The organism is Fulvitalea axinellae (assembly GCF_036492835.1).
Classification (GTDB): Bacteria; Bacteroidota; Bacteroidia; order Cytophagales; family Cyclobacteriaceae; genus Fulvitalea; species Fulvitalea axinellae.
This window is the reverse complement of sequence record NZ_AP025314.1, coordinates 707,321-726,260: the sequence shown is the minus strand read 5'-3', so window position 1 is coordinate 726,260 and position 18,940 is coordinate 707,321. Positions and strand designations below refer to the sequence as shown.

Below are 18,940 nucleotides of genomic sequence, written 5' to 3'. Positions count from 1 at the left end.
AGGCGGGGAACGAAACCACATAAAAGCCTCATTCCCCGCCTTTCGGTAAAAAAAGCGAATGCTGTTTTACTCTTTTTTCTTCTTCTTTTTCTTCTTGTCTTTTTTCCCTCCACCAAACAACGAGAAGTGGACATAGCGCTTAGGATTCTCTTTCAGGTCGATAAGCAAAGAATCAAGATCAGCCATCGAGCTGTTCAGATTGCGGTAAAGCGAATCGTTGGTGACCATTTGGCCCAAAGCGCCTTCGCCGTCCTTTATCTTTCCGAGGATTTCCTTCATCGAAGTCATCGACTCGTCGAGTTGCGTGATCGCGTGCTTCATCGGGCTATTTGCCAAAGAGTCGCTCATGTTGCGCAAGTTTTCGCTGACAGGCTCCATTTTACGCATCACTTTGTTCAGGGAAGCGGTAGCCATACTAAGGTTCCTTACTGCGCTATGGATACTCCTTTGGTTTTGGAGCATTATGCTGTCCGCTGTCCGGGCTACGCTATTGGCCGAGGCCAATGTCTGTTCGGCCTGAATGCCAACCATCTTATATACGACCATCAAACTGTCGAGCTTTTTGGCCAAGGGAACAGCCGTATCGGAAATGATTTGGGCGAACCCGTGGTTCACGATGGCCATAATCGTATCGCCGTTCTGCAAACTCGGAACGGCCGGAAGCGTCTTCTTCAACACTATTGATTTTCCGCCAGTCAGCCCATTACTGGTAAGCGAGGCTTCCGTGGTTTGGCCCAGTTTCAAATTCTTGTTTACGGACACTTCGACGAGCACGCCACTGTGCCCTCCCTTAAGAATTTTGACTTTGGTTACGGTGCCCACCTCGACACCCTTATAAACTACGGGATTCGAAACCGTGAGCCCATCGACATCCGGATAGACGGCATAATAATGGTTTGTAGACGAGAAAAAGTCGACCCCTTTGAGAAAATTCACGCCAAAATAGGCAATTAAGATGGGGATAATGATGAAAACGCCGACCTTGAATGCTTTTATGTTCTTCACGAGCGTTATTTATTTATGGATTCCAATTCATTCTTATAATCGCGGAAGGCCCTGTAAATGCCCGACGCAATATAGGATTGTCCTAGTTTGTCGTTAAGGTATTTCTCTTCGGCCGGATTGCTTAGGAAACCGACCTCCACCAGAACGCTGGGCATGGTGGTGCGCCACAAAACTACGAAACCGGCCTGCTTTACGCCACGACTTCTCCGCCCTACCCTTTTCTTAAACTGATGCTCCACTTTCTGGGCCAAATTTAGGCTGTTTTCCAAGTGCGAGTTGGTAAAAAGGGAAAAAAGGATGTGGGACTCGGGCGCTTTGGGGTCGTAGCCTTCGTAGTGAGTCTTGTAGTCGTCCTCAAGCATGATCACTGAGTTTTCCCGTTTGGCTACGTTGAGGTTGCCTTCCGAAGTGTGGAGTCCCATTACAAAAGTTTCCGTCCCGCTCACTTTGGAGTGTACGCCTCCGTTGCAGTGGATGGAAATGAAAACGTCGGCGCCAGCCTTGTTGGCAATGTCGGCGCGTTTGCTGAGTGGCACGAACATGTTGTTCTTTCGGGTGTAGATCACCTCGACGTCATTAAGATTATCGTCGATAAGACCACCCAGTTTCAAGGCTATTTTCAGGGCAATGTCTTTTTCTTTGGAAAATCTGCCCGAAGTTCCCGTATCTTTGCCCCCGTGTCCGGCGTCAATCACCACTTTCCTGATCCTGAAAGTGGTCTTTCCGGCGGGCGTGAACGCAGATATGAGGAAGGTTATTGCCAAGAAACATGCGATCGATATATTTTTCACAATGTCTCGATTGTTATTTGCGATTCAGATAAATTTACACAAAATTGTCGATTTTTCGGAAAAACAGGAAGTTGAGTGACGTATTTCAGATACATATGTATCGTGTGTGGAGTGGTGCTTTCCGTAGCCGGTGCCTTCGGGCAGGAGCAACGGAGCAAACTGCCGGCCGATAGCCTAAACCGTAACAGCGGGGCAGTTCTCGATTCATTGGCGGTTAAGCCAGCAATAAAAGACACCCTGGTAATGAAAGCGCCCCGCAAGGGCGGCATACAAACCACCGTAAATTATTCGGCGGAGGATTCCCTGATTCTGGACCTGAACAGTCGTGATATGACCATGTTCAAAACCAGTGATGTGGATTATGGAGAGTCGAAACTCGAAGCCGACCGCATTCGCCTCAATTACGCCACAAACGAGGTTGACGCCACCGGCGTGAAAGATACGGCCGGAACCCTTGAGGGCAAACCGATCTTCACGGAACAGGGAAAAACCTACGAGCTGGACACCATCCGTTATAACTTCGCAACGAAGAAAGCCGTAATTACCGGCGTCGTTACGCAGGAAGGCGAAGGTTTTATCCACGGCGGCAACGTAAAGAAAAACGCCTTGGACGAATGGTTTATCGACAAGGCGAAGTATACCACTTGTAACCTGCCCCATCCCCACTTTCATATCGAAGCTTCTAAAATCAAGATGCTTCCCGGCGAGCAGTTGGTATCCGGCCCGTTCCACTTAGAGTTTGACGATATTCCGTTGCCTTTGGTTTTACCTTTCGGCATATTTCCGTTCCCTGACAAGAATACTTCCGGCGTCATTATCCCGACGTTCGGCGACGAAATCACCCGGGGCTTCTTCCTCCGCGACGGCGGTTACTATTTTCATATTAATGACAATATCAACCTGACCGTAACCGGCGACATCTATACAAAAGGTAGCTGGGGCATCAATCTGGGGTCAAATTACGTGAAACGCTATGCGTATCAGGGTAACTTCAATTTCGATTACCAATACAATGCCTCGGAATCGGAAGTTGACAAGAACTCGACGGAGACTTTCTGGCTCCGTTGGTCGCATTCCCCAAAATCCAGACCCGGACAAGGGCGTTTCTCGGCGAACGTAAACTTGGGCTCCACAAAATACAACGAGCTGAACTACAGCCCGAACAACCCGAACAACAACCTGAATCAGAACTGGAGTTCTTCGGTTTCCTATTCCAAATCTTTCGGTCGTTTGGTTAACCTGTCGTCCAACGCTTCAGTAAACCAAAACGTCAGCACGGGGCAAGTAAACTTAAAACTGCCTTCGGTCAGTTTGAGCGTAAACCGTATCAATCCATTCTTGAAAAATGGGCAAACCGCCAAGAATTGGCTTCAAAGGATCAACTTCACATATAACCTTCAAGCGGAGAACAATATCTCCAACGCGAAAGTATCGCCTCCTAGCTTCAAGGTTATTAATCCCGATACGGCATCCGTCGATTTTACGATCGGCAATATAGACGATCTTCTCAGAAGAGCTAAATACGGCTTAAAACACAGAATCCCGGTATCCACCTCAATCAAGCTGTTCAAGTACCTGACTCTAAGCCCAAACTTCAATTGGAACGAAATCACATACTTCAGCAAGCTCGATTATAAATGGGATCCCGAGGCGGAAGCCGTTCAAATCGATACTATTCCGGGCATACAAAGAGTTTATTCCTATAGTGGTGGCGCCAGTCTTAACACCCGCTTATATGGACAGGTAAACTTCAGTGACAATTCGTCCATCAAGGCTATCCGTCACGTAATGACACCTTCGGTCAGCATGAGTTTCAGCCCCGATTTCAGTACAGACAAATACGGTTATTACCAAGATGTACAAATAAATCCCGAGAGAGACTCCTTAAGGCTTTCCCGCTACAATGGTTACCTGTATGGAACCCCAGGCCAAGGCAAATCCGCAACGATGAGTTTCGGAATAACCAATACGCTGGAGATGAAAGTGCTGAACAAGAAGGACAGTACAGGGGAGGCAAAAAACCGCTATAAGATAGTTTCGCTACTGGACAACTTCTCTATTAATTCCGGCTATAACTTCGCCGCCGACTCCTTCAAGCTTTCGAATATAAGTTGGAGCGCACGGACAAGACTTTTCAATAAGAAACTCAGTGTTAACCTTAGCGGAACGATAGATCCATATGTTTACAGATTAACAAATGTAGACGTGGATGACAAAGGAAACCGCTCCATCACTCAGAAAAGAATAGATCGCTACGCTTGGGAAGACGGTAAAGGCATCGGCCAGCTTTCAAGCCTGAGCTTGGCGCTTAACACCTCCCTAAACCCGAACTCCAAAGGAAACGCAGGCAAGGATCAAGCGCAAGAACGGCTGGACAACGACACGAATCTGGACGAATATGACCGCGCCGACCTACAAAGCATAATCAACGACCCTAGTATTTACGTGGATTGGAATGTGCCGTGGGATTTAAGCGTCAACTATAACTTCAGCTACCGCAAAAGGGGATTCGAAGAATCAACCACGACACAATCGATGCGTTTTAGCGGCAACGTTAGCCTGTCGGAAAAATGGAAGGTTACCTTCAGCTCGGGTTACAATTTCGAGGAGAAATCGTTCCAAAGCCCGACAAACATCGGTATCGCCCGTGACTTGCATTGCTGGGACATGAACGTAAACTGGGTTCCATTCGGTTCCTACCAGTCTTACACTTTCACAATCAAAGCGAAGTCATCATTATTGCAAGACTTGAAGCTTAACAGAAGCAACAACTGGCGAGACAGATAAGAGACATATCGTAAACCGCCGAAAAAGCCGAACCGGTTCAGGTCCGGCTTTTTCCTTTTTACGGCAAGCTAAGTTCCATATCCGTTCGTTTTCTTCTGTACAGATGGGAGGAATCATCCCTTTTTCTTATTTTCGCAACATCGTTGCAACATATGACCAGCGAATAGAGACAAATGATTAATCTAAAGAATATCTGGGCCCAACACAAACAGCGGATTTACCCCGTTATCGTTGTGCTTTTAATGATGGCGGTACACAAATACCGCAGTTCACATCCTCAAGAACAGGTCTTTTTCCAAGGCCTAACGATGGGAAAGATCACTTACACGGTCAAATACCTTGGCAACGCAAGCACAACCCATCAGCAGGGCGTGGATTCGGTACTAAATGCCTTGAACCAAAGCCTTTCCACTTACATTCCCAATTCGGAAATTTCCCGTTTCAACAAAAATGGAAAGCTTCAGTTGGAAAGCGATTTCTTTGTTCCCGTTTACAAAGCGTCTCTTAATATCTTCGAAAACACCGGTGGAGCCTTCAACCCAACCGTAATGCCTTTGGTTAACGCCTGGGGATTTGGTCCTGACGGAAAACCTACCTCCGTTCCGGATAGCCTGGTCATCGACTCGCTCCGCAATCTTGTGGATTTCCGTGCGATAACCGTAAATGACGAAACCGCCAAGACTGCCAAGCCCGGCGTACAGCTTGATTTCGGCGCCATAGCCAAAGGCTACGCCGTAGACCGGGTAGCCGATTACCTGAATGCCCAAGGGGTCGAGAATATGATGGTGGAGATCGGTGGCGAAGTTTACTGTAGCGGCACCAAAGGCGACAAAGACTGGATGATCGGAATCGACGACCCCGTACGTTCCGGAAAAACCGGCCACTTGGTTCGTGACGCTGTCCGCTTGAAGGACAAAGCCATCGCCACTTCTGGCAACTACCGCAACTTTCACGAAATCGACGGTGTAAAATACGCCCACACCATAGACCCGTTCACTGGCTATCCAAAAATGCACACGCTTTTGAGCGTATCCGTAATAGCGGATAACTGCATGCTGGCAGACGGTTACGCCACCGCTTTTATGGTTATGGGCCTTGAGGATTCGAGAAAAGTTCTGGAAAAAACTCCCGAAATCGAAGCCTTCCTGATCTACAGCGACGAGAACGGCGATTTGGGCACCTACACCACCACGGGCTTCAAGTCGTTGATGGTGGATTTGGAAGATCTCTAAGCCTGCCCGGCTTACAAAATCATTTACAATCCGCAAGCGATTGAATTTCTGAACATGGATAATTCCACACATAAGGAATGGTTTGGCGAATGGTTCGATTCGCCCTACTACCACATACTTTACAAAGACAGGGACTACACCGAAGCCCAACGTTTTATCGACGTCCTGTCAATGTTCCTAGACTTTCGCGCCGAAGACAAGATTTTGGATTTGGCCTGCGGTAAAGGGAGACATTCCATTTACCTGAACAAAAAAGGATTGGATGTAGTAGGCGTTGACCTTTCTCCAAGCAATGTCGCTTACGGAAACCGTTTTGCGAATGACAGGCTCTCCTTTTTCGAACACGACATGCGTTTCCCATTCCGCAAAGGCGAGTTTGATTATGTGCTGAACATGTTCACCAGCTTCGGGTATTTTGATGATTCGGAAGAAAACCGCAAAGCGATAATATCGGCCTCGGAAAACCTGAAACCTTCGGGAATGATGATTCTCGACTTCCTGAATCCCATAAAAGTAATCCGCGAGTTGGTAGCCCAAGAACAAAAAAACGTTGACGGTTACGAATTCAAAATCCGCCGTTTTGTGGATGACCGGAACTATATCGTCAAAGACATTTTCTTGGAAGACAAAGGCGAGAAACTGCATTTTCAGGAACGCGTTAAAGCTATCGGTAAACAGGAATTCGAAGATTACTTCCGCTCAGCGAATTTGGGAATCCGCGGTGTCTTCGGCGACTATTCGCTTAACGCCTTCGACCCCGAAAATTCCGACCGGATGATATTCGTAACAGAAAAAGAGGACTAGCATGGAGGGAATCTGGGTATTATTTCTCGGCCCGCTGTTGGCCGGCATAGCCGTGGATTTCAGCTCCAGGGACAAAGCGCCAAACTTAAAGCCCGCGTTTATGTTCGGCGGAGCGTATATACTGGCGCTTACACTAACGCACATCTTGCCGGGAATCCTTCGGCGTTTCGATAATATAGCGATCGTATTAGGCCTGATACTGGCCGGTCTGCTGTTCCAGTTCCTAATTGACAAAGTCACACGGGGAGCAGAACACGGAGAAGTCAGCGGAGTGAAAAAAGTATCTGTATTCACATTACTCTTCGGCCTGTGCCTTCATTCCTTTCTGGAAGGCGCCTTACTCGGCGGTATGTCATCCGACGGGCACGGATCTCATGACAGTTTGCTCATCGGCATATTATTACACAAACTTCCAGCGGCCTTCGCCTTGGCCATGGTAGTCCGCAACCGCTACGAGATGAGGTGGCTCCGCTACCTGATCGTTCTTATTTTTGCGCTTACGGCCCCAATCGGAATGTATTTAAGTCACGACCTGAGCGCATCCGGACAAGAGGTCCGCTTTCTGGACGGCCTAATGGCTTTCGTAACGGGTAATTTGCTCTTCGTACTCGTAGAGCTTTTCAAATCGCTTAATTTCCGCAGATGGAGAAGCGTTGAGAACGGCATGTTGCTCCTCGGTTTGGCTATCGGACTACTTTCCGAAATCATCTAATTTTGGCCTAAGCCAAAATAAAAGCCACGCTGAAGATCAGCGTGGCTTTTATTTTTTGGGGATTCTCTCTTTTTATTTCTTTGGCGCAGTGGCAGTCTCTTCCGCAACAGCCTGCTCGTCATCTTCGATGCCCGAGGCCTTTTTACGGATTTTGGTTTCCAACTCCTCCATCAATTCCGGATTGTCACCGAGAATACGCTTCACGGCGTCGCGTCCTTGGCCGAGTTTGTTTCCGTTGTAAGAGAACCATGAGCCCGACTTCTTCACAATTTCGAAGTTCACGCCCAAGTCGATGATCTCACCCACCTTGGAAATTCCCTCTCCGTACATAATGTCGAATTCCACCACTTTGAACGGAGGCGCAACTTTGTTTTTCACTACCTTCACCTTCGTACGGTTGCCGAGGATGTTATCGGCGCTTTCCTTGATCTGACCGATTCTACGGATGTCTAGACGAACAGAAGCGTAGAATTTCAAAGCGTTACCGCCCGTAGTGGTCTCAGGGTTGCCGAACATCACGCCAATCTTCTCACGAAGCTGGTTGATGAATACGCAAGTACAGTTCGTCTTGTTGATGGCACCGGTAAGCTTACGCAACGCTTGCGACATAAGACGGGCCTGAAGTCCCATTTTGCTGTCGCCCATATCGCCTTCCAGCTCGCCTTTCGGTACCAAAGCGGCTACGGAGTCGATTACGATAATGTCGATAGCGCCCGAACGGATCAAGTGCTCGGCAATTTCGAGAGCCTGCTCGCCGTTGTCCGGCTGAGAGATCAGGAGGTTCTCAGTATCAATGCCCAACTTCTCGGCGTAAATGCGGTCGAAAGCGTGCTCGGCGTCCACAAACGCGGCGATACCCCCGGCCTTCTGCGCCTCGGCGATGGCGTGCATGGCCAAAGTCGTTTTACCCGAAGACTCGGGGCCGTAAATCTCGATTATACGTCCACGAGGAAAACCGCCCACACCCAACGCGATGTCGAGGGTCAGCGATCCGGTCGAAATGGCGGGGATATCCTCAATCTTATCATCGCTCAGTTTCATCACGGTCCCTTTACCGAATTCTTTGTCAAGCTTGTCGATAGTAAGCTTTAGGGCTTTCAGTTTTTGTTCTCTGTTATCGCTCATTGGACTAATCGAGTTAGTAACGGTTCGTATTTTTGATCAAGTTAAGGATCCTTATTTAAAATTCAAATAATTATTTTAGTAATTTTTGCTCAAATTTTTTGCGAAAACTACATAACGCCTTTCAAGCCGACAGAGGCGCCTTTTATCCGAAAATCCCCCTGTTTTTTTGAAAACAGCATGCCTTCCAAACCTTATATTTGTCTGAAAGCTTGTGTTGTTGGCATCCTTCAACGGCGAGCGAACACGCCTAAAAACGCTGGGGAATATCACTGAACACTTCGAATATCATGCTAAAGAAAATCGGTTACGGAATTTTAGCGGTCTTGCTGGTAATATTGGCCGTAAACTACAAGCTGATACCCTATGCCTGGATGCAGGCCAAAGGGCAGTTGAGCATTGTTTGGGACGCCGAACCCATTTCGGATTTTTTGTCGGATCCCGATTATCCGGAAGAGAAAAAAGAAAAACTAAGGCTTGTGGAAGCCGCCAAACGTTTTGCGGTCGACTCTTTGGGCTTGGCCAAAACGGGTAGCTACCGCAAAATGTACGACGAAGAGAAATACGGCCTGAGAATGTGGGTGCTCACCGCCTGCGAGCCATATGCCCTGAAACCAAAGCGATGGAAGTTCCCTCTTCTGGGGTCATTCGGCTACAAAGGCTTTTTCAATAAAGACGAAGCCATAAAGGAAGGCAAAGCCCTAAAGGCGAAAGGCTACGACACGGGCCTGCGGACCGCCGGAGCCTGGTCTACCCTCGGGTGGCTGGACGATCCGGTGATGTCCAATATGTTGGACGACTCGGACGGCGACCTCGCCGAAACCATTATCCACGAGCTGACCCACGCCACGCTCTACGTTCCTGACAGTACGGTGTTCAATGAGAACCTGGCCAACTTTATCGGCTACCAAGGTGCCATCCGTTTTCTGAACGTATATTACGGCCCCGACTCCCCTCAGCTTACCGAATACCTGAACCTTCGCAAAGACAGGAAACGCTTCAAATCCTTCGTGCTCCGTGGCGCGCAGGGCTTGGACTCATTGTATAAATCCTTTGGCACGGATATGCCCACTACGGAAAAAGCCGAAAAAAAAGACGCTTATATAGACGCTTTCACCAAGTCCATCGATACCGTAAATTTTGCGAACAAGAAAAGATATGCTGCCTATTTCAATAAGTATAAGCCAAACAATACGTTCTTTATGTCGTACAGGAGGTATAACGCCCGCTCCAGAGAGTTCGACAAAATCTTCAAGGATCGCTACCATAATGATATAAGGTATTTCCTCGATGCTATGAAAGAGCGTTATCCCGCTTTGTAGTTTCTCCCGAAAAAGTATATATTTCTTTTTTGGCTTCGGTATGCGCTTAGGGTTTTTTCCCCTTTGCGGAGAAGTGTTGGGGCCGGAAAGCCTAAGGTTACGGCAAGGTTATCCGGCTATGTCAGTGAGGTTTCGGTATCGGGGCCAGATAAAAGGGAAAGCGTATGACGATGATCGGTAACAGGACTTTTTTTATGACATTGGCGACTTTGTTGTTGTCAACGGTTTTTTCCGTGTCCCGGGCTCAAGACAGTTACCGGGAAAGACGCCAGCACGTGTTCGCTCCCGGAGAAGAAATTAACTACAAACTGCAACTAGGCTTCATCAACGTAGGCGAAGCCGACGTTACGGTATCCAAAAAACTGTATGAAAGCGAAGGACGTCCCTGTTTTAACATGCAGATCCACGGCAGAACCACGGGAGTTTTCTCTTTGGCCGCCAAAGTGGACGACTATTGGGGCACTTACATGGACACGCTGTCGCTGGTGCCACACCAGTTCTACATGCGCCTGCGCGAACTGAGCTACCGCAAACAACAAGTGATGCGCTTCGACCACAAGAACGATTCCGTATATGTGGAAAAACGCGACAAACGCTCCGGAAAGTACATTCACGAGAAAGTCTTTTCGGTACCGAACGATATCCAAGACATCATCAGCGGGTTTTACTATCTCCGCACCCTCAATTTCGATTCGCTTAAAAAAGGCGACACGTTTGTCGTTCCCGGCTTTTTTGACGATTCTGTGTATTACCTCAATATAAGGTTATTGGAACGCGAAGTCATCAAGACGAGGATCGGAAAGAGAAAGGCTTTGGTATTGGCTCCCTACATGCCCAAAAACGAGTTGTTTGACAAAGGCAAATCCATTAAAGTGTGGATCTCCGACGACCGCCACCGCATTCCCCTTAAGATAAGGGCCAAAATGATGATAGGCGCGGCCGAAGTGAACATCCGTTCATACAAGCCGGGCAACGTAAGCCTTAACGGCAAAAAAGGCAAACCGCTGAAAGTCCCTAAACAACGAAAGCGATACAAAAAGAAAGAGTAAAACCACTACTTGAAATTTTTTAGTTTAATATAGTGTTAACTGTTCAGATTATTTGTTAAATATAAATTGAAACAAAAAGGTCAAAATTTTTATCTACGAACCGTAGCTTTGGCCTTCGGATAATATGGGGATAACCTCACGTGTGCCGTTTCGGTATCCGATTAAAAATTCTTATTTTTATCACAAGGCCTGAGATATCACGTGTCGGGCTTTTACCTTCTAAACAACAATACGATGAGCAGCAAATCACAGCAAAGAGTGTTGGTGGTGGACGACGAGGACGATATCCGCGAGCTGTTGCACTACAACCTGAAAAAGGAAGGTTATGACGTGGAACAAGCGAGCGACGGCTTCGAGGCCGTAGACAAAGCCCGCAAATTTGTTCCCGACCTTATCTTGCTGGATATCATGATGCCACAGCAAGACGGCGTGGAAACCTGCCGACAGCTGAGGGAGAACAAAGACCTGAACGACACGTTCATCGTTTTCCTGACGGCCCGTTCAGAGGAATATTCCGAAATCGCCGCCTTTGACAACGGAGCCGACGATTACATCAACAAGCCCATCAAGCCCCGCGCCCTGATGAGCCGGATCAGCGCGATGTTCCGCCGCGAACAGAAAAAAAAGAACGCTTCGGACAAAATCGTGGTCGGAGACCTTACCATCGACCGCACGAGCTACACGATCACCATCAAAAACGAAGTGGTCACTTTGCCGAAGAAAGAGTTCGAACTGCTGTTCTTCTTGGCGCAAAACCCCGGAAAAGTTTACAGTAGGGACGACCTCTTGGCCAACATCTGGGGAGCCGACGTTTACGTACTGGCACGCACGGTGGACGTACACATCAGAAAAGTCCGCGAGAAAATCGGCGACGGATACATTGTGACCGTCAAAGGTGTAGGCTACAAGTTCGAGACGACGAAAGACTAAAGGTTCCCGCCTCTGCCGCCCCGTCCAGGAAACAGCCGGACGGGCTACGCCGGAAGGGGACCAATGTGAAAGGGGGCGCATTCCCACGGATCCGAGCCCCATATATTTTGTAGCCGATGTTATTTAGTTCTAAGCGAGTGGCCGCTTTGTTGAGCCTGTCGATATGTTTGGTAACGACGGCTTTCCTGTCACTGATGGACGTAACCACCAGCGCTCTGGTCGTTACCCTTTTCATATCCTTCGGGGTATCCTACCTTCTGATCAGCATTACCTTCGAATTTCTAATCTTCAAGGATGTCAACCGCATTTACGAAATGCTTGACGATTTGAGGAAAAACGACTTCTCCTTCATCAAGAAAGTTTCCGGAAAATCACGTAACCCGATCAAAAGGGTCAATGAGGAAATCTACAACTACGCCTCCGTAAAACAGCGCGAGATCGACGAACTGAAGCGCATGGAAGCCTACCGTCGAGAATTTCTGGCCGACGTGTCGCATGAACTGAAGACCCCTATCTTCGCCGCCCAAGGCTTTATACACACGCTTCTCGACGGCGCTTTGGAAGACCCCGAAGTAAGCCGGAAATTCCTCGGCAAATCGGCCAAGAGCCTTGACGGCTTGGCCAAGTTGGTACAAAACCTCCTGTCCATCTCACGGATGGAATCAGGCGACTTGGCCATGCACTTCGAGGATTTCGACATCCGGCAACTCGCCTCCGATGTTTTTGACCAGTTCGAGCACAAGGCAGAAAAGAAAAATATCCAGCTGGTAATGGCAGAAAACTCGCCCAAAGAGGTTTATGTTTTCGCCGATAGGCAACGGATAAGCCAAGTGTTGGTAAACTTGGTTTCGAACGCCATGAAGTACACCGAAACACCAGCGAAAGTGGAAATAGGTTTCGAAATAGACGATGAGGTGGCCGTATACGTCAAAGACAGCGGTATGGGAATTCCTCCCGAAGACATCGACCGGATATTTGAACGCTTTTACCGCGTGGAAAAAAGCCGGGCCAAAGACCTTGGCGGGACAGGGTTGGGACTGGCCATCGTACGCCACATACTTCAGGCCCACGGCCATTCGGTACATGTGGAAAGCCAAGTGGGCAAAGGTTCCACATTCAAGTTCAGGCTCCGTAAAGGTGAGAACATGGTTTTGGAAAGACTTTAAGAAAATAACATGAAAGACTGTCGGCCGAGGCCGGCATTTTTTTATCCCGACTTTCTCAACTCACCGGCTCCGGCGTCACCACTCTTTTCATCTTCCGGATTTTCAGGCAAAGGTTTTCCAAAGTGTCCAACGCGCGCTTGGGCCGTAGCTCGCATCCCCAAACTATTATCACGTTCCAGCCAGATTCCATAAGGCGTACCACATTTTCGCGGTCACGAGCCTTGTTCCTTCTGATCTTCTCAAGCCAAAAACCCTTGTTGCTTTTCGGCGGACGAAACTCGGGGCAGTTCTCATGGCCGTGCCAAAAACAGCCATTCACAAAAATCACAGTCTTATATTTCCTCAGCACCAAATCCGGCTTGCCCGGCAAGTGCTTCGAATGCAAGCTATAACGAAAACCCCGGGCGTGCAGATACCTCCGCACCTTCAGCTCGGGCTTAGTGTCCTTGCTCCGTATCCGGCTCATGATATAACTGCGCACTTCGGGTTCGAAAATATCCGCCATAACTTAAAGGTAACGAATCCACTCTTTAAAAATTCTACGAAATCAAACGGACGTTAGCCCTCACTTCTCCACGCATGTGTTTTTAGGGGTATAAAAGATGTCCATCTGCGGGGCCGATTGTTCTGCGCAACATTATTAAAGGCTTGTGAGACTTTTTTAACAACAATTCCCAAACGCTTGGCCTATACTTGTCCTGAGCGACGGCCACTGGCCTTTCTCTCTTCTTATTTCAATAAAGAACAAAAAGTGTCTCTCTAATAAAAAAGCCCGTGTGGCTACACGCCATGCGGGCGATATTTTATGCCTATGTTTTCCAGAAAAGCAATCACCAAATTTTTCGCTCTGGCCTTGGTCTACCTTACGGTAGCCGGAAATGCCTGGGCCGGTAAAAAAAAGAAACGCAAGCCGAACATCATCTTCATTTTGGCCGATGACTTGGGCTACGGCGACCTGAGCTGTTACGGACAGACCAAGTTCAGCACGCCCAATATAGACCGCATGGCCGAGCGTGGCCTGCGCTTTACCGACCATTATTCAGGCTCTACTGTCTGCGCACCGTCACGCTGTACATTGATGACTGGCTTCCATACCGGGCACAGCTACATCCGGGGCAACCAAGAGGTAAAACCCGAAGGCCAACTCCCAATACCCGCATCCAGCGTAACTGTAGCCGAAGTGCTGAAACAAGCCGGCTACACCACTGGCGTGATCGGCAAATGGGGCATGGGGTACCCGGGCTCTGAAGGCGACCCGAACAACCAAGGCTTCGACTACTTTTTCGGATATAACTGCCAGCGCGAGGCACACCACTATTATCCGACCCACTTGTGGCGCAACCAAGAGCGTGTGGAATATCCGGAAAACAACCTGAAGGAAAAGAAAGGCAAATACTCGCACGACTTGTTTACGGAAGACGCTCTGCGCTTCGTCCGTGAGAACAAAGACAATCCTTTCTTCCTCTACTTGGCCTACTCCGTTCCCCACGCCGACGTGGACGTACCGGAAGACTCAATGAAGCCTTTCATTGGCAAATTTGACGAAAAGCCCTATAAAGGAGGCGGATACTTGGCGCAACCAACCCCGAAAGCCGCGCACGCCGGCATGGTAACCCGCATGGACGGCGACATAGGCAAACTCAACAAGCTTTTGGCCGACTTGGACATCGACGAGAACACTCTCGTAATCTTTACTAGTGACAACGGCCCACACGTGGAAGGTGGACACAACCCGGCATTCTTCAATAGCGCTGGCGGATTACGCGGCGTTAAGCGCGACCTGTACGAGGGTGGTATCCGCGCGCCGTTTATCGCCATGTGGCCCGGTACTGTTAAGGCCGGTTCAGAAACTGACCATCCGTCGGCCTTTTGGGATTTCCTCCCTACCGCCTGCGAAATCGCCGGGTACCAAGCGCCTGTTGGTATAGACGGCATATCATACCTGCCTACACTTTTAGGCAAGAGCCCAAAGCAAAAGAAGCACGAGTACCTGTACTGGGAATTCCATACTAAGGCCCAAACCCGCGACAAACAGGCCGTACGCAAAGGCGATTGGAAAGGCGTAAGGATGAAGATCAAAACCGCTGGACAGCCTATCGAGCTCTACAACTTGGCCAAAGATCCGGGAGAGAAAAACAACGTGGCGAGCAAGTACCCTGAAATTGTGGCCGAAATCACCGCCATCATGGACCAGCAACACGTAAAATCGGAGTATTTTCCCTTCTCTTACGAGAGTACAAAGATCAGGAAAGCCAAAACCAAACGTCCGCAATAACGAAGTTCCCTTTGGGGTATGGGGAACTTCCTCCACCTTTTTCATGCGAATTACAAACCGGGCCCGTGTCAGCCCGGTTTTTTGTTATCCTTACGGGGTATAATAATGGCAACAATAAAACACTCAACTAGTGCTCCCTTCTTTTCATCGCGGCATACAGTAAAGCCACTCTCTTTTGGGTCGATTTGGCATGAACAAACTTTTTGACAGGCAACCCGGAAGCACGAATCAGTACGGCAAGCCGTTCAGCCTCTTCATTCTCTCCGGCATGTAGACTCATCAGTTGTCTGAATATTTCCCTTACCATATTCATCGCAAGAGCATTTTTGGCAGCTGTTGTCTTCCTCTGATCCCCAAAACCTTTGTCGTGCCATTTTTGCTTCACAACCCTAAAGGTTGTGCTTCCTGTTGAGATAACCATACTTGACACTCCTATGGCCAATCCAGCCTGTGAGGACACTCCCGTCATATTAAGAATGGTTGACAGCAAATTCAAACCAGTCGTTGTCACATGCATACTGTCCCTAATCACTCGCTTTCTATTTATCTTTTTCAAATGACGTACTAGCTCGTATCTTCTTGCGGTATCAGCGACATACTCATCATGCGCACTGAAATCTTTAAAAGTCTCTAACGCATCTTCGTCAGTACTCTCATCCAAATCCAATAATCCCGCAAAATCTATACTTCCGGAGAGCTCATCAATATACCGTCTCTTTTCCTTTGTCATAGCGAAATAGTTCCGAACATTTCGCTGAATGCTTATCCCCCTTTGGGCCAAGTCAATCAGGCTTATCACTATATTAAAACCCGGAATCGCTTGGGCTATAGGACTGGGGATTTTTGTCGCCAATTGCATTACAGAAGCGGTTGCCGACAATATTTTTTGTGAAGCCACAGCAAAATCACGCGCCAATTGCAAACTTTCCCTAAGGAGTTCCCCTCTAGGGGTGGTTTCATATTCCTCAATACATTTCGCAAGCTTGACTCCTTGTTTGAAGACTTTCAGAACGGGTATCACCACTCCCAAAACACTCCCTATACCCGAGCTGAATTCGGCCACTATCGCACTGTCTTCAGACACTTTTCCTTTCGCCAGCTTTCCAACATAGCCCGCGATCTGTCCGATTTTGCCGTTGAGGGTAGAAAGCGCATTGATTCCCCTCTCAAACCTTTCAATAACAGCCAAGTAATCTACACCCGTCTCTCCTTTTACATGTAAAAAGTTGGTTAAGGTGTTTCTGGAGGCTCTCGCAAGGCTAGGTAACTCATGAGTACTTTGGTCAAGTCCAACTTTACGTCCCAGCCTTGTCAGTAAGACCTCTTTAACTTCCGGGGAAGGTTGCCACGTTCCGAAATTCGGGTTCTGTAGGAAAAAATCAACTTGATCCTCGAGGGTTATATCATCGATACTGGTCCATTCATCGTCATCAACTTCAGACGCTTCGGCACTGTCTTCCACGCTATCGTAACTATCGACAACTATATCGTCGATATTACTCCAAGGAGCGTCGGAATCCTCATCGGTGGACCACATTGCGGGTTCGACATCGCCCGTGCCAGAAGAAGGTGACGAAGCGGCGTCAGAATCCGGAAACATCATCTGGCAAGGAGGCATTCTCGAAACGCCCCCTCCCGACTTTGCTTTTTTCGATGAAGCACTTGTCCGTTCGCCCTCTCTAAACATATTAAAACCGCTCTGTTTGGCTGTCGTACTTTTATTTTATTAAAAGCACATTGAGGTTCTGTTTCCTTAGGCTATTCTTTCGTTTTCAATTCCCTGAAAGAGACAGTCGCTGAAGATTATAGATATCAAAACTCAGGCCTCAGTATAACTTTCCATTCCATAAAAACCGGAACAATGCTTTTAGGGTTGATTTGGTTGCATTATTTTAACCTTGTTAATAAATAAAATACTCCCCTCCCACACTTAACTTGTCCTTGATGGACTTGCTCAAAGGCATTGCGTAACTTATCGGCTTGACTTTTTTTGTGACAGCGGATACCTAAATGATGCGGAGAATATTTGAGAAAGAGGATTACAGGGCAATAGTCGTAGGAGCATTTTTCTTGCTGGTAGCCTTGGGCTACTTCGGATTCGGACATTACGCCGAATTTCGTCCGGAAATAGAGAGACTCAACGCTACGTTAAAGAAAGAGAGCGCACAACCTTTCAGAACACTGGCTTGGGAAGAGGCCCATGCAGAAAAAGCATCACTCAAAGCTAAAGACAGCCCATTGGGCAAAGTATTGGGCGGGCTTACCTCAAAGCCCATGAAGTGGACCGACAACCCTCTGGAGGCTTTCTATACCAAACGAAAAGTATCATCGGACAAGATCAAAAAAGCCGAAACGCTTAAGCTGGAACAAGACAAGGCTTACGCCGAAGCGAAAACAGCCGAACAAATAGCCCTAGCCGCACACGCCAAAGGCGCCGGTAACGACGCGCTGGACCAAACGGCGGTAAAGAAAATAGCCTCTTGGAAAAACGCACATGCCGAATGGAAAAGCTCCGCCAAAAAAGCCAAACCCGGCACCCTCTGGCAATTCGATGACATCATGCTTTGGGGAATTATCCTCACGCTGATTCTGGGCTTGGGCTGTAAACTGGCCGGCGAGTCGTTCAGTAAATTTGCGGCGGGCTTCGCTGGCGTATTCGGATTGGCCGTACTGGCTTATCTTTTCTCCCAACAGGCGGAGGTCAAAGCCCTCGGCATCGGCTACGCGGCTTGGGCTATCGGTTTGGGAATGTTGTTCGGCAATACGCTGGGCACGCCGGAATGGATCAAGAAAGCCGCGCGCACGGAGTATTTTATCAAAACGGGATTGATACTGCTCGGCGCCGAGATTCTTTTCGGTAAAGTGATGGCTATCGGCCTTCCAGGCATGTTCGTCGCTTGGGTGGTAACGCCGGTAGTGCTGGTAACCACTTTTATTTTCGGGCAAAAAGTATTGAAAATCGGTTCCAAGAGCCTTAATATGACCATCAGCGCCGATATGTCGGTTTGCGGTGTGTCGGCGGCCATCGCCACGGCTTCGGCCTGCAAGGCCAAAAAAGAGGAACTGACGCTGGCCGTTGGCCTGTCTATGGCATTTACCTCGATAATGATGGTAGCTATGCCGGCGTTTATCCGCTGGATCGGGATGCCGGAAGTGCTGGGCGGCGCATGGCTAGGCGGTACGCTCGACGCCACCGGAGCTGTAGTGGCGGCGGGAGCCTTCTTGGGCGACACGGCCATGAACGTAGCGGCCACTATCAAGATGATCCAGAACGTTCTGATCGGGTTTGTGGCCTTCTTCGTAACCATGTACTGGACGACCAAAGTGGAACGCGAAAACGACCCGACAGCCGAAAAGGTTGGCCTGTCCGAAGTATGGAAACGTTTCCCTAAATTCCTCTTGGGCTTTATCGGCGCATCGCTGATTTTCTCCAGCCTTTACGAGTGGCTTGGGCAAGACATGGGCTACTCGCTCATCGACCAAGGTGTTATCCGCAGTTTCACCAAAAACGTACGTGGCTGGCTATTCTGTCTGGCCTTCGTCAGCATCGGCCTCAGCACCGATTTCCGGGAACTGCGCACCCAGCTAAAAGGCGGCAAACCGTTGATATTATATATCTGCGGACAGGCTTTCAACATAGTGCTTACACTATTGGCCGCTTACGTGATGTTCTATCTGGTATTCCCGGAAATCACCGAAACTCTATGATTGTGAATAAAGGATAAAGAGTCCAGAGTAAAGAGAC

General features: G+C 48.5%; 15 protein-coding genes. 10 read left to right on the top strand and 5 right to left on the bottom strand.

Annotated elements, in window-relative coordinates; all coding sequences use genetic code 11:
- Nucleotides 1–66: 66 nt before the first annotated feature.
- Nucleotides 67–1,005, bottom strand: coding sequence for an MlaD family protein (locus tag AABK39_RS03025; RefSeq protein ID WP_338393440.1), 939 nt, complete (start codon nucleotides 1,003–1,005; stop codon nucleotides 67–69).
- 5 nt (nucleotides 1,006–1,010) lie between these two features.
- Nucleotides 1,011–1,796, bottom strand: a complete 786-nt coding sequence (locus AABK39_RS03020) for an N-acetylmuramoyl-L-alanine amidase family protein (protein ID WP_338393439.1) — start codon at nucleotides 1,794–1,796, stop codon at nucleotides 1,011–1,013.
- Between the two features lie 75 nt (nucleotides 1,797–1,871).
- On the opposite strand from AABK39_RS03020, the gene AABK39_RS03015 reads away from it, so the two are divergent.
- The 4 genes from AABK39_RS03015 to AABK39_RS03000 all read left to right on the top strand — a co-directional run bounded on the left by AABK39_RS03015 (nucleotide 1,872) and on the right by AABK39_RS03000 (nucleotide 7,331).
- Nucleotides 1,872–4,583: a putative LPS assembly protein LptD gene (locus tag AABK39_RS03015; protein ID WP_338393438.1), complete on the top strand. Its 2,712-nt coding sequence runs from the start codon at nucleotides 1,872–1,874 to the stop codon at nucleotides 4,581–4,583.
- A gap of 173 nt (nucleotides 4,584–4,756) precedes the next feature.
- Nucleotides 4,757–5,815: an FAD:protein FMN transferase gene (locus AABK39_RS03010; protein ID WP_338393437.1), complete on the top strand. Its 1,059-nt coding sequence runs from the start codon at nucleotides 4,757–4,759 to the stop codon at nucleotides 5,813–5,815.
- A 54-nt stretch (nucleotides 5,816–5,869) separates the two neighbouring features.
- Nucleotides 5,870–6,619, top strand: coding sequence for an SAM-dependent methyltransferase (locus AABK39_RS03005; RefSeq protein WP_338393436.1), 750 nt, complete (start codon nucleotides 5,870–5,872; stop codon nucleotides 6,617–6,619).
- A gap of 1 nt (nucleotide 6,620) precedes the next feature.
- The gene (locus AABK39_RS03000) at nucleotides 6,621–7,331 is read left to right on the top strand and encodes a ZIP family metal transporter (RefSeq protein WP_338393435.1); all 711 of its coding nucleotides are present in this window, start codon (nucleotides 6,621–6,623) and stop codon (nucleotides 7,329–7,331) included.
- A gap of 72 nt (nucleotides 7,332–7,403) precedes the next feature.
- On the opposite strand, the gene recA is transcribed toward AABK39_RS03000, so the two are convergent.
- Complete coding sequence (gene recA, locus AABK39_RS02995; RefSeq protein ID WP_338393434.1) at nucleotides 7,404–8,456, bottom strand: recombinase RecA; 1,053 nt, start codon at nucleotides 8,454–8,456, stop codon at nucleotides 7,404–7,406.
- 287 nt (nucleotides 8,457–8,743) lie between these two features.
- Here recA and AABK39_RS02990 point away from each other — a divergent pair, with 287 nt between their 5' ends.
- The 4 genes from AABK39_RS02990 (at nucleotide 8,744) to AABK39_RS02975 (ending at nucleotide 12,920) form a co-directional block, all read left to right on the top strand.
- Nucleotides 8,744–9,775 (top strand): aminopeptidase, encoded by a 1,032-nt coding sequence (locus AABK39_RS02990; RefSeq protein WP_338393433.1) that lies wholly within the window; start codon nucleotides 8,744–8,746, stop codon nucleotides 9,773–9,775.
- A gap of 164 nt (nucleotides 9,776–9,939) precedes the next feature.
- Nucleotides 9,940–10,824 (top strand): DUF3108 domain-containing protein, encoded by an 885-nt coding sequence (locus AABK39_RS02985; RefSeq protein ID WP_338393432.1) that lies wholly within the window; start codon nucleotides 9,940–9,942, stop codon nucleotides 10,822–10,824.
- Between the two features lie 234 nt (nucleotides 10,825–11,058).
- On the top strand, nucleotides 11,059–11,754 hold the full coding sequence (locus AABK39_RS02980) for a response regulator transcription factor (RefSeq protein ID WP_338393431.1): 696 nt from the start codon (nucleotides 11,059–11,061) through the stop codon (nucleotides 11,752–11,754).
- A gap of 116 nt (nucleotides 11,755–11,870) precedes the next feature.
- A complete protein-coding gene (locus AABK39_RS02975; protein ID WP_338393430.1) occupies nucleotides 11,871–12,920 on the top strand; it encodes a sensor histidine kinase in 1,050 nt (349 codons plus the stop codon).
- A 55-nt stretch (nucleotides 12,921–12,975) separates the two neighbouring features.
- On the opposite strand, the gene AABK39_RS02970 is transcribed toward AABK39_RS02975, so the two are convergent.
- A complete protein-coding gene (locus AABK39_RS02970) occupies nucleotides 12,976–13,425 on the bottom strand; it encodes a very short patch repair endonuclease (RefSeq protein ID WP_338393429.1) in 450 nt (149 codons plus the stop codon).
- Nucleotides 13,426–13,731: 306 nt separating this feature from the next.
- Here AABK39_RS02970 and AABK39_RS02965 point away from each other — a divergent pair, with 306 nt between their 5' ends.
- On the top strand, nucleotides 13,732–15,195 hold the full coding sequence (locus tag AABK39_RS02965) for an arylsulfatase (protein WP_338393428.1): 1,464 nt from the start codon (nucleotides 13,732–13,734) through the stop codon (nucleotides 15,193–15,195).
- A 127-nt stretch (nucleotides 15,196–15,322) separates the two neighbouring features.
- On the opposite strand, the gene AABK39_RS02960 is transcribed toward AABK39_RS02965, so the two are convergent.
- Complete coding sequence (locus tag AABK39_RS02960) at nucleotides 15,323–16,882, bottom strand: hypothetical protein (protein ID WP_338393427.1); 1,560 nt, start codon at nucleotides 16,880–16,882, stop codon at nucleotides 15,323–15,325.
- Nucleotides 16,883–17,205: 323 nt separating this feature from the next.
- Between AABK39_RS02960 and AABK39_RS02955 the strand changes: the two genes are divergently transcribed.
- Nucleotides 17,206–18,903, top strand: a complete 1,698-nt coding sequence (locus tag AABK39_RS02955) for a YeiH family protein (RefSeq protein WP_338393426.1) — start codon at nucleotides 17,206–17,208, stop codon at nucleotides 18,901–18,903.
- The last annotated feature ends 37 nt before the right edge of the window (nucleotides 18,904–18,940 follow it).